General features: G+C 70.5%; 10 protein-coding genes. 3 read left to right on the top strand and 7 right to left on the bottom strand.

The genetic code is table 11. The features are described from left to right. Window positions 1–361: 361 nt before the first annotated feature. The gene (locus ACIBEJ_RS09360) at window positions 362–1,420 is read left to right on the top strand and encodes a DUF4192 domain-containing protein (RefSeq protein WP_397182162.1); all 1,059 of its coding nucleotides are present in this window, start codon (window positions 362–364) and stop codon (window positions 1,418–1,420) included. A 292-nt stretch (window positions 1,421–1,712) separates the two neighbouring features. On the opposite strand, the gene ACIBEJ_RS09355 is transcribed toward ACIBEJ_RS09360, so the two are convergent. After that, the gene (locus ACIBEJ_RS09355; RefSeq protein ID WP_397182161.1) at window positions 1,713–2,057 is read right to left on the bottom strand and encodes a hypothetical protein; all 345 of its coding nucleotides are present in this window, start codon (window positions 2,055–2,057) and stop codon (window positions 1,713–1,715) included. A gap of 142 nt (window positions 2,058–2,199) precedes the next feature. On the opposite strand from ACIBEJ_RS09355, the gene ACIBEJ_RS09350 reads away from it, so the two are divergent. Beyond that, window positions 2,200–2,793: a DUF1707 and DUF4870 domain-containing protein gene (locus ACIBEJ_RS09350; RefSeq protein ID WP_397182160.1), complete on the top strand. Its 594-nt coding sequence runs from the start codon at window positions 2,200–2,202 to the stop codon at window positions 2,791–2,793. A gap of 305 nt (window positions 2,794–3,098) precedes the next feature. Here the strand turns inward: ACIBEJ_RS09350 and ACIBEJ_RS09345 are convergent, their stop codons facing one another. Beyond that, entirely contained in the window at window positions 3,099–3,782 is a 684-nt protein-coding gene (locus ACIBEJ_RS09345) for a septal ring lytic transglycosylase RlpA family protein (RefSeq protein WP_397182159.1), read from the bottom strand. A gap of 374 nt (window positions 3,783–4,156) precedes the next feature. Between ACIBEJ_RS09345 and ACIBEJ_RS09340 the strand changes: the two genes are divergently transcribed. Continuing rightward, window positions 4,157–5,332 (top strand): AAA family ATPase, encoded by a 1,176-nt coding sequence (locus ACIBEJ_RS09340; protein WP_397182158.1) that lies wholly within the window; start codon window positions 4,157–4,159, stop codon window positions 5,330–5,332. Between the two features lie 2 nt (window positions 5,333–5,334). Here ACIBEJ_RS09340 and ACIBEJ_RS09335 read toward each other — a convergent pair whose 3' ends face one another. The 5 genes from ACIBEJ_RS09335 to ftsH form a co-directional block, all read right to left on the bottom strand. Further along, a complete protein-coding gene (locus ACIBEJ_RS09335) occupies window positions 5,335–6,903 on the bottom strand; it encodes an ATP-dependent DNA ligase (RefSeq protein ID WP_397182157.1) in 1,569 nt (522 codons plus the stop codon). Window positions 6,904–7,127: 224 nt separating this feature from the next. Beyond that, entirely contained in the window at window positions 7,128–7,898 is a 771-nt protein-coding gene (locus ACIBEJ_RS09330; protein WP_397182156.1) for a class I SAM-dependent methyltransferase, read from the bottom strand. Window positions 7,899–7,931: 33 nt separating this feature from the next. Then, entirely contained in the window at window positions 7,932–8,513 is a 582-nt protein-coding gene (locus tag ACIBEJ_RS09325) for a Maf family protein (protein ID WP_397182155.1), read from the bottom strand. A gap of 16 nt (window positions 8,514–8,529) precedes the next feature. Further along, window positions 8,530–9,150 carry a DUF937 domain-containing protein gene (locus ACIBEJ_RS09320; protein ID WP_397182154.1) on the bottom strand — a complete coding sequence of 207 codons (621 nt, stop codon included), beginning with the start codon at window positions 9,148–9,150 and terminating at the stop codon, window positions 8,530–8,532. A 521-nt stretch (window positions 9,151–9,671) separates the two neighbouring features. Continuing rightward, on the bottom strand, window positions 9,672–11,804 hold the full coding sequence (ftsH, locus tag ACIBEJ_RS09315; protein ID WP_397182153.1) for an ATP-dependent zinc metalloprotease FtsH: 2,133 nt from the start codon (window positions 11,802–11,804) through the stop codon (window positions 9,672–9,674). Window positions 11,805–11,806 lie beyond the last annotated feature (2 nt).

Genomic DNA, 11,806 nt, shown 5'->3' with positions numbered 1-11,806 from the left:
TCGCCTCCTGGGCACGCGCCACGCCACCCCCTCCCCGCTGCGCCCCCTCCCAAGCACGCAACGCCCTTCCCCGGAACGCTCCCATCACGCCTTCCGACGGCTCCCCCTTCCGTCACGCCTTCCAGCGGCTCCCTCCTTCCGCGTAGGCCACACCGCCCTCCTGGGCACGCCACGCCGGTGACCTTCCGGCACCCGTCGCGGGCCCTTCGCCAGGGCCTGCCGGACAGCTCGTGGCACTCGCTCGGACGTGACCCGGGGCCGGTGCGCGTCATCCACAACCCGGCGCCAGCCGTACCCCGTAATCCCCAGAACGCCTTTCGGTCCCCCGCCCACACCCCCATCCAGGGCACCCTCGTGCCCCATGACCCCGTGCCTCACCCTCGTCTCCCCGTCCGACATCCTCGCCGCGGTCCCGTACCTGGTCGGCTTCCACCCGTCGGACAGCCTGATCGTGATCGGCATGGCCGCCGACCAGGCCCAGATAGCGGCCCGCTGGAACCTCCCCCTCCCCGAGGACGCCCTCGACCCCCTGACCCCGGTCCTGGAAAGGGAGAAGATCACCGAACTGATCCTGGTCGGCTACGGCACAGGCCCCCTGGTAACCCCCGCGATAGACACAGCCAGACGCCTGGCGGCAAGAGCGGGCGTAAAGATCGGCGAAGCCCTGAGAGCCGAGTCCGGCCGCTACTGGTCGTACGTCTGCGACCTCCCCCACTGCTGCCCACCCACAGGTACCCCCTACGACCCGAAGTCCAGCCCGGTAGCCGCGGAGGCGACGGTCCACGGCATGGTCGCACTCCCGGACCGCCAGACTCTGGAACGCACCATCGCCCCGTTCACCGGCCCGGTCCGCATGTCAATGCGCTCCGCGACAGCCACCGCCATAGCCGACCTACGCACCCGCCTGTCAGCCACGAAGGACACCGAAGCCTTCGCCCGCAAGTTCGTGGCCGAGGGCCTGATCCGCGTACGCGCCGCCATCGCCGCCCAAGCCGCCGGCCGCCGTCTGGACGACACTGAGGCCGCGAAACTCGGCCTGGACCTCACGATCATCCGCATCCGCGACGAGGCCTGGACCCTCATGGACGACACCCATGCCCCGCTGTGGAAGGACCTGACCCGCAGACTGGAGCCCACCTTCGTCCCCGCCCCGGCGTCCCTGCTGGCCATGTCAAGCTGGCGCACAGGCGACAGCGTGCTGGCCGTCATAGCGCTGGAACGCGCCCTGACCCTGGACCCCGCCTACTCCATGGCCAACCTGTTGATGCACGCCCTCCAACACCTCCTCCCACCCTCACTCCTAAGCGGCCGCCTCCCCACCCCGGCCGAACTGGACGCCGCCATGGGCACCCCCAGAGCCGCCTGGCTCCTCCCCCTGACCACCCTCCTGAACACCCCCACCGACGCCGTAACCACATAGCCACGCCAACAACCTGATCGCCCACTCCGAAGGACCAAACGCACGCCCGCACCTCGCAGAACCAAACGCGCGCCCGCGCCCTACGGGACCAGGCGCGCAGTAAGCATGCGCGCGGGGCCGGCGACACACCAGGTCCCGCGCAGGGCCGGGGCCCCCGCCAGCGGTACCCGTGCGGGGCCCGATCACGTCACCAGAGCTGCCGCGTCAGGGGAGCCGCCATCAGGGAGCAGCAAGAGCACAGGTACACGAAAAGGGCACGCGCCGCATCGACGCGTACCCCCAGGACAGGCGGCTACAGTCCGCCCTCCTCCTTGCGCCGCCGCTCGTTGTAGGCGCGCATGCGCGGCGGATACCCCGTCAGCTGCACGTCGTACACGGGCAGCGCGAGGTCACGGGCGACCTTGTGGATGACGGCGGGCGAGCCCACCCGCCGCCGGGTCCACTCGCCGTCGTCGGCCACGGCGACAGCGGTGGTGTCGGTGGCGAAAGTCTCCGGCTCGACGTAGAACTCGACCCCGCGCCGCGACTTGGCAAAGGCGATGAGCGCTTCGATGTCAGCATCCGTCGCCTCCCGGTCGAACTTAGCGACCTTCGGCCCGCGCAGACGCCGGAGCCCATAGCGGTCTCGCCATCTCATGGTTCCTTTTTATATCGGTTTCGCGCCCGCCGCGTCGGGGCTGTTCTAAGGGAGACATCGGGGTTCCTCCCGATCCCACACCACAGCAAAAGGATGCAGCATAGGGAAAGACCCGCCTGAGCTAAGGAGAGGCATGGCCGCGATGACAGAGGCACCCACACCCCGGGGCGGCCCGGGACAGGTGCCGCAAGCCCAACTGCGCGTGACGAACCAGGACCGCGAGCACGTAGTGGAGCACGTCAAGGCCGCCTACGCCGAGGGCCGGTTCGACAAGCTCGAGTTCGACGACCGCCTCGAACGCGCCATGACCGCGCGCACCCACGGCGACCTCATGCCCATCATGACCGAGCTGTACGGCTCCCGCCCCGCCGCCAACCTCCGCCAGACCATGGCCCCGGCACCCCCGAGGCACCACGGCCCCACGGAGAGCAACGAACGCCTGGGAGCATCGGCGGCACACCTCCTGGCCCTGATCGGCCTGCCCATCATCGGCCCGCTGATCCTCTTGCTGACCGGCGGCAAGACCTCGCCTTACATCCGCCGTCACGCGCTGGAGTCCCTCAACTTCCACCTGACCGTGACCGGCGCGACGTTCCTGCTGCCGTTCACGATCGTGGGCGTGATCCTGTTGCCGGTGATCTGGATCGCCGCGATCGTCCTCTCGATCGCCGGCGGCGTGGCCGCCCTGTCGGAGAACGAGTTCCGCTACCCCCTGACAGTCCGCCTGGTCAAGTAACCGCCCCGGCCCAGAAACCCAACACCGGCACCCAGGAACCAGGCACCAGGCACCCACATGGGTGCCAGGAAACCAGGAGAGGTGCCGGGGACGGCCCCGGCAGGGGTGTAGCACCACCGGAGCACGTGACCGGCCAAGGCACGCACCATGGGCAAGCCGGTGACAAGCCAAGGCACGCACCGCAAGCAAGCCAATGACAGGCCAAGACGCACACCTTGGGCAAGCTGATGGCCGGCCGAAGGCGCGCACCACGGGCGAGCGGGTGACGGGTCCAAGGATCTCCGTGGTGCGGGAGGGCGCGGTGGCTATCTGGCCAGGACCTCGTACTTGACGGTCATGACGCCCGCGCCCGTGTTGCCGATGGCGTCGAAGGCGGCTTCCGAGAGGTCCAGGCAGCGTCCGCCCACGTAAGGGCCGCGGTCGTTGATGCGGACGGTCACCGAGTCCCCGTTGTTCGGGTTCGTGACCCGGACCCTGCTGCCGAGCGGCAGCGTCTTGTGGGCCGCCGTCATCGCCGACGGGTTGAAACGCTCCCCGCTGGCGGTCATCTGCGGCTCGCCGTAGAAGGAGGCGCCGCAGGTACCGGACGAGATGACCCGGGTACGCGGCTTGGAGACCCGCTCCGCCTTCGCCGTCTTCGGCCCGGCAGGCGACTTGGCCGAACTGGACGACGACGGCTTCGACCCACTGGGCCCAGCAGTGCCCTGAGGCTGGGCGGGGCCGCCAAGTGCCGGGCCGCCGGGGGTACCGGTGGATGCCGGGCCGGGGGTGCCGAGGGATGTGGGGCCGGGAGTGCCAGTGGACGCCGGGACGGGGGTGCCGCCAAGCGCCGGGGTGCCGGGGGTGCCGTGGGGTGTGGGTGAGCCCGCCGAAGTTCGGGAGCCGGGGGCGGTGTTCATGGCCGTGCTGCGGGGACTGTCGTCACCGTTCGTGACCGCGGCCCACGCGGTGGTCGAGGCGGCCGCGACCACGGCCACTCCGGCGGCCACGGTGGTCCAGCGGCGTTTGCCGCTCCCGAGGGAACGGGCGAGAGGGTTCGGACGAGACGGCTTGGTCGAATGCTGACCCAAGGGGAACCACAGTCCTAGATAGGGGACAGGACAGGGAAAGGCCAGGCGAGAGGGGGTATGGGGCGCGCTTCGGCCGTTCCCGGAGGGACGGGGCGAGTCACCGCCCCGGCATCGGAGTGAACCTACGCGACAAAGCCCGAGTAAAGGCAACTTAATGAGTCAAGTAGTGACATATATCACTTTGATCACAAGTTTCACTGGAATTCCGAGGGTACGCGCCTGATCTTGTGGTGTCCTGGGATTGGACATGCGCACTTAGCGTGATCAATAAGGCAGGGCCGTACGCTGGCACGATGATGAACACACTCGCCGTCGAGAACTACCGGTCGCTGCGCAGGCTGTTCGTCTCCCTGGGGCGGCTGAACGTCGTGACCGGCGCCAACGGCAGCGGCAAGTCCAGCCTCTACCGCGCCCTCCGGTTGCTGGCCGACTCCGCGAGCAACGGCGCCGTCGCGGCCCTGGCCAGGGAGGGCGGCCTGGCGTCCACGCTGTGGGCCGGGCCCGAGAGCATCGGCCGGAGCGTACGCGACGGCACCCACCCGGTGCAGGGCACCACCCGTTCTGGCCCGGTCAGCCTCAAGCTGGGCTTCGCGGGAGACGACTTCGGCTATGCCATGGACCTGGGGCTCCCCATCCCCACCAGCGGGTACGGTGGCCCGTCCGCGTTCTCCCTCGACCCGGAGATCAAGGCGGAGGCCACCTGGGCGGGGCCCATCCTGCGTCCGGCGACGTTGCTGGCCCAGCGGGGCGGCCCCGCCGTACAGCTTCGTGATCGCGGCGGCAAGTGGGAGTTCGTGCCGCACGACCTGCAGCCCTTCGACAGCATGCTCAGCGAGATGGCGGATCCGGTACGCGCGCCCGATCTGCTGGTGCTGCGCGAACGGATCAGGTCGTGGCGCTTCTACGACCATCTACGGACGGACACCCACGCGCCCGCACGACAGGCGCAGATCGGCACCCGTACGCCGGTGCTGAGCCACGACGGCGCCGACGTGGCGGCGGCGCTGCAGACGATCCGCGAGATCGGCGACGCGGAGGCGCTCGACGCGGCCGTCGACCACGCCTTTCCCGGCAGCCGGGTGGAGATCACGTTCGAGGGCATGCGGATGGAGCTGACGCTGAAGCAGCACGGCCTGCTGCGTCCGCTGGGCAGCGCGGAGCTGTCCGACGGCACGCTGAGGTACCTGCTGTGGGTGGCCGCGCTTCTCACCCCGCGCCCGCCGCAGATGCTGGTGCTGAACGAGCCCGAGACCAGCCTCCACCCCGACCTCCTCGAACCGCTGGGCGAGCTGATCGCCGCCGCGGCGGAGGAGACGCAGGTGATCGTCGTGACGCACGCCAGGGCGCTGGTCACCGCGCTGGAGCGGCGCAAGGCGACGACGATCGAGCTGGTCAAGGAGTACGGCGAGACCACGGTGGCCGGGCAGGGCCCGCTGGACGGGCCGAGCTGGAAATGGCCCAAACGCTGACGTCAGAGCATGAGTGCGCGGACCGTGTCGACGGTGTCGGCCTCCTCGGCCCGCTTGTCGGGGCGATAACGCAGCACCCGGGCGAAGCGCAGCGCCATGCCGCCGGGGTAGCGGGGTGAGCGCTGGACGCCGTCGAAGGCGATCTCGACGACCAGTTCGGGGCGCAGCGTGACCGTCCAGCCGTCGGTGGGGCCGTCGGCGATCTCCAGGAACCGTTCGGTCTGCCAGGCGAGCAGCTCGTCGGTGAGGCCCTTGAACGTCTTGCCCAGCATGACGAAGCCGCCCTCGGGGTCGCGGGCGCCCAGGTGGAGGTTGGACAGCTTGCCTTCTCGCCGCCCGTGTCCCCATTCCGCCGCCAGGACGACGAGGTCGAGGGTGTGGCGCGGCTTCACCTTGATCCATCCGGCGCCACGCCGACCGGCGGCGTACGGCGAGGTGAGGGTCTTGACCACGAGCCCCTCGTGGCCGGCGCGCACGACCTCGGCGAAGTACTCCTCGGCCTTGGCCACGTCGGCGGTCACCAGGCGCGGGGTGAGCAGTCCGGGCGGGACGGCGCGGGCGAGCGCCTCCTGGCGTTCGGCGTAGGGCAGGTCGAGGAGGTCCTGGCCGCCGGCCCGCAGCGCGTCGAAGAAGAACACGCTCAACGGGGTCTGCTCGCGCAGCCGCGCGACGTCCAGCTTGCTGGCCACCCGGCTCGCCGTCACCTGGAAGGGGTACGGCCGGCCGTCCGGCTGCAGCGCGATCACCTCGCCGTCGAGCACCAGGTCGGGCTCGGGAAGGGCGAGGACCGCCTCGACGAGCTCGGGGACCTGGTTGGTGATGTCGTCGAGCGTCCGGGTGAAGACGCGCACCTGGTCGCCGGATCGATGCGCCTGGACCCGGATCCCGTCGAGCTTCCACTCCAGCGCCACCGCGGGCGAGTCGGCTTCCGGCGGCGTCGCGCGCCTGCCTGAGGGCTGCGAACCAGCCTTTTCCAGGGCGGCCGCGACATTGGCCGCACTGCCCGCCAGCATGGGAGCGACCGGACGCCCGACCTCCAGCCGGAACGCGTGCAACGCCTCGACCCCGCCGGACAGCGCCGCCGCCCCCACCGCGGGCAGCCAGCCGCGCAGCGTCAGCGCCCGCCGCACGTCCGCCGACGGCGCCCCGGAAGCCTTGGCCACCGCCTCGATCATGACCCCGTCGAGCGCCCCCTGGCGCAGCTCACCGCTGAGCAACCGGGTCAGGAACGCCTGCTCCTGGCTCGTCAGCCCCGCGAACAGCTCCGTCACCAGCCCCTTGCGCGCCGCCTGCGACCCCTGCCCCGACACGGCCTTGATCCGGCTCAGCAGCGCGTCGACCTGGGTCAGCGTGGCGGTGGCGGCCAGCCGTGGCGGCGGGACGTCCTGCAGCGTCCGCCACCCCACCCCGACCTGGCGCTGCGGCAGCTCGCCCGACAGGTAGGCGATGGCGATCTCGGCCTCGTCGGGGCCGACCCTGCCGAGCAGCTCGGCCAGGTGTCCCACCTTCCCCAGCCGAGCCGACGTCCGCGTCACCGCCTCCGAGACCCGGACCACGTCGATCAATAGCACACCGCTTATGTTGCCGCACCCCGCCGACAAAACCCACCACGCCACCGTCCCGCTTCCACTGGCCGCCCCACCACCCGTTACGGCAAGCCACCGTCCCGCCTCTGCTCGCCGTCCCAACCATCCGTTACGGCAAGCCACCCCCACGCCACCCACCGACCCGGGCGGGCGCCGATCGGGGGGATCGCTTCTCACGCCGGACGAACGCGCCGCCGCAACGGCCACCCTCAACCGGCCGCCGCGGGCTTACGAGCCTCGATCAGGAACCGGGTGGTCGTGGCCACGAACGGCCCCTCGCTCTCCAGCCGTTCATGCAGTTCACGCAGCTTGGGCAGATACCCCTCGACGGTGAAGCCGGGCACCATCCAGATCACCTTCCGGAGAAAGTAGATCACCGCCCCGATGTCGTAGAACTCCGTGCGCAGCCGTTCGAACCTGAGGTCGACCACCTCGAGTCCGGCCTCCTGCGCGCCCGCTCTGGCGTCGTCCGGGTGCCTGGCCCGCCGGTTCTCCGCCGGCAGCGGCCCCAGGAAGTACTCGACCAGCTCGAACACACTCTCCGGCCCCACCTGCTGCGACAGATACGTTCCCCCGGGCGCGAGGACCCGGGCGATCTCCGCCCACCACACGGTCACCGGATGCCTGCTCGTCACCAGGTCGAACGCCTCGTCGGCGAACGGCAGCGGCGGCTCGTCGGGGTCGGACACCACCACGCAGCCGCGCGGATGCAGCAGCCGGGTGGCCTTGGCGAGGTTCGGCGGCCAGGACTCCGTGGCCACCATCAGCGGCGGGAACCGGTCCGCCCCCGCCAGCACCTCTCCGCCGCCGGTCTGGATGTCGAGCGCGGCGGTGGCTTCGGCCAGGCGTTCGGCCATGACCCGCTGGTATCCCCACGACGGCCGCGCCTCCGTGGCCCGGCCCTCCAGCCAGGAGAAGTCCCAGCCCTCGACCGACGCGGACGCGGCCTCGTGCACCAGATCCTCGAACGCCTGCTTCATGAGATCACCCTCGTCGGCCGGAGCCCCCGGCGGCTATCGCCAGTAGGACGTCACGGAATGGCCCAGTTCCGCGAACAGCGACCGCGTCAGCGGCAGCGAGATGCCCAGGACGTTGCCGTGGTCGCCGTCGATGCCCTCCACGAACCACCCGCCGCGCCCCTCGATGCTGAAACCGCCCGCGAGCTGCAGCGGCTCCCCCGACTCGATGTACGCCGCCAATTCGGCCTCGGTGGGCTCACCGAAGCGGACGACCGTGGTCGCCGTCTCGGCCACCTCTCGCCCGGCCGCCACGTCGATGACGCAGTGGCCGGTCACCAGCCTGGCCGTGCGGCCGCGCATCATCCGCCAGCGGGCGGCGGTCTCCTCGGGCGTGCCCGGCTTGCCGTACGGCCGGCCGTCCAGCTCAAGGATCGAGTCGCAACCGATGACCAGCCCCTCGTCCAGCCCGGACGCCACCGCGCGCGCCTTCTCCCGCGCCAGCACGAGGCTCAGCGCGGCGGGCGTGTGCGCGGTGAAGGCGTCCTCGTCGACGCCGCTGACGATCACCTTGGGATCGAGCCCGGCGTTGCGCAGAAGGGCCAGACGGGCGGGTGACGCTGAGGCGAGGACGATCATCGCCCCAGCTTACCGGTCACCAGTCGGGGTTCGACGTGCCAGGAGCGGCCGAGGTCGGCTGCTGTTGCTGCTGTTGCTGCTGGCGCTGAGGCGGTTGCTGCGGCTGGCCCTGCTGCTCCTCGCCGCCGAAGATGGCGCCGAGCAGCCCGCCCAGGAGGTCGCCGAGGCCGCCGGTCTGCATGCCGGCCTGCTCCTGGTTGAGGTCGTTCGCCACGGCTCCGGCGTCCATGTTCCGCTGGGAGGCCCGGTTGGCCAGCAGCGACATGATCATGGGTGCGATGAGCGGCAGCAGCTTCATGATGGTGCCGGAGTTGATCCCGGCGAACTGGGCCAGCCCCTGCGCCGCCTGCTCGGTCCCCTGCGAGCCGAGTACGTGGCCCAGGATGCCCTCCCCGTCCCTCGACAGGCTGGCGACGTCACCGCTGAAGGGGTCGGCGTCCACATGCTGGTCCAGCGCGCTGCGCAACGACTGCGCGCCGTCCATGTTCTCGGCGTTGCGGGCCATGCCGCCCGCGATGGTGCCCGTCGCGGCCTCGACGACGCTGCGCGCCGTGGCCGTGTCGGTGCCGAGCAGGCCGGCGATCTGCTGCAGTCCGGAGTCGCCCAGTTGTGCGATTAGCTCGTCATTGAGTGACACGACAAGTCCCCCCGATCGTTTGTCTCGGGGGGACCTACCCTGCGCTTTATCGAGCTATTTCCCGAATTGACCTAACTGTCGACCAACACCCCTTACATCAGGTACGGCCAGCCCAAAAACCCCGGCCAGAACCAGGCCATGCCGTACCCGAGCCCTCAAAACCACCCCCACGCGGTACGGCCCGCGCACGCAACCCCACGAGACGACCAGGGACCACCGGGGACGGCGACATAGACCACTTTGGCGCGCTGAGCAGGGCCGATCCAGAATCCAGGCTCGGCAGTTCAAGCGCCTTCGGAACCGCAAGGGAACCCAGGAGCCCCGGTCCCAGGGGCGCATGTGACCCCCGAAACCCAGGCAGCCCCAGAACCAGGCCCAGGTAGCCCCGGGAAGCCCGGAGCCCAGGTAGCCCAGAGAGCCCCGGAACCCGGGGGCCCAGAAGCTGCGGAACCGCCTGGAGCCCAGGAGTCCGGGGAACCCAGGAGTCCCGGGATCCCGGGTGGTTCGGGTGGTTCGGGTGGTTAGGGCTTGGGGTTGTGGTCGGGGGCGTCGGCGGTTCCCTCGGGAGCGGTGCCGTTCGAGGTGGACACGTCGGAAGAGGCGGTCTCCGGCATCGGCGACCCGTCCACCGACGGCTGCGGCAGCGGCGCGGGCCCGGACGGCGCGTCCGCTCCCCGAGGCAGTTCGCCGTTGGCGCGCGGCCCCTCGATCGGCGTGTTCACCGGCCGCGTGACCCCGGCCGCCGCGTAGGCGCCCGCCTCGTCCAGCGTCTCGTGCTCCAGCAACGCCGCCACGATCCCGTCCAGCTTGTCGCGGTTCTGCGACAGGATGCGGACCGCCACCTCGTAGCACTCGTCCACGATCCGGCGGGCCTCCTCGTCCACGGTGGCGAGGGTGGCGGGAGAGGCCTGGGGCTGCTGGCCGTCGTTGGGCAGGATGGTGAGCGGGCCGACCTTGGCGGACATGCCCCACCTGCCCACCATGCCCCGCGCGATCATCGTGACCTGCTCCAGGTCGTTCTCGGCGCCGGTGGTGATGATGTCGTACACGACCTGCTCGGCGGCCATACCGCCCAGGGCGCCGGCGATGCGGCCGCGCAGGTACTTCTCGTCGTAGGCGTAACGGTCGGTGTCGGGCGTGGACAGGGTGACGCCGAGCGCCCGCCCGCGCGGGATGATCGAGATCTTCCTGACCGGGTCCGCACCGGGCTGGAGCATGCCGAGCAGCGCGTGCCCGGCCTCGTGGTAGGCGGTCCTGACCCGCTCCTCCTCCGGCATGACGATGCTGCGGGCCGCGCCGAGCTGCAGCTTCTCCAGCGCGTCGGCGAAGTCGGCGGTGCCGACCTTCTCCTTGCCGCGCTTGGCCGCGAGCAGCGCCGCCTCGTTGACGAGGTTGGCCAGGTCGGCGCCGGTCATGCCGGGCGTGGTCTTGGCGAGCTGGTCGAGGCTGACCTCGGCGGCCAGCGGCACGCCGCGGGTGTGCACCTTCAGGATGGCGCTGCGGCCGGCCGCGTCGGGCAGCCCGACCTGGACGGTCCGGTCGAAGCGGCCGGGACGCAGCAGGGCGGGGTCGAGGACCTCGGGCCGGTTGGTGGCGCCGATGACGATGACGCCCTCGGCGCCGGAGAAGCCGTCCATCTCGGTGAGGATCTGGTTGAGCGTCTGCTCGCGCTCGTCGTGCCCGCCGAGGCCGGAGGCGCCGCCGCGGGCGCGGCCGATGGCGTCGATCTCGTCGATGAACACGATCGCCGGGGCGACCTTGCGCGCCTCCTCGAACAGGTCGCGCACCCGGGAGGCGCCCACGCCGACGATCATCTCGATGAACTCGGAGGCGCTGGCGGAGAAGAACGGCACGTTGGCCTCACCGGCGACGGCGCGGGCCAGGAGCGTCTTTCCGGTTCCGGGCGGGCCGGCGAGCAGCACGCCCTTGGGCAGCTTGGCGCCGAGCCTGCGGTACTTGCCCGGATCCTTCAGGTAGTCGACGATCTCGACCAGCTCGTTCTCGACCTCGTCGATCCCTGCCACGTCGTCGAAGGTGACCCGGATCTTGGAGCTCTCGATCGGCTTGGCCGCCTTCGACTTGCCGAGCCCGCCCAGCCCGCCGCCACCCATCATGCTGGCGCCGCGGCGCATCACCCAGATCCACAGGGCCGCGAGCAGCAGCACGGGCAGCAACGACAGCAGCAGGTTCACGAAGAGCCCGCGCCCGCCGACCGGCGTCGACGTGATGTTCACGTTGGCGGACTTGAGCTGGGCGTCGAGTTGGTCGGTGTTGGCGAACACCGGGATCTCGGTCTCGAACTTCGTGTACGACTTCTTGTCGTCGGGGTCGGTCGCCGCCGCCTTCAGCGTTCCCTGGACCGACGTGCCCTCGGCCGAGATGTCCTTGACGTTGTTCGAGGTCACCTGCTTGGTGAACTCGGTGTAGGAGATCGTCTCCACCGGCTCGCTGTCGAAGAACGACGACACCAGGAAGAAGCCCGCGTACACCACGAGCAACGTCACGACGAAGCGCCACCAGTTGATCTTGGGACGTCCACTGCCCGAGCCGCCCGGGAGGCCCTCGGCGCGCCAGGGCTTCTGCTTGTTCTTGTCCTGATCCTGTGGCGGCCCAGAGCGTTCCACGGCGTCACTCCCCCAAATCGCCGCATCCATGA

The sequence above is a fragment of the Nonomuraea sp. NPDC050790 genome (assembly GCF_044456745.1).
In the GTDB taxonomy this organism is placed as follows: domain Bacteria; phylum Actinomycetota; class Actinomycetes; order Streptosporangiales; family Streptosporangiaceae; genus Nonomuraea.
The sequence above is the reverse complement of the archived record's forward strand: the minus strand, read 5'-3'. Positions and strand labels throughout refer to the sequence as shown.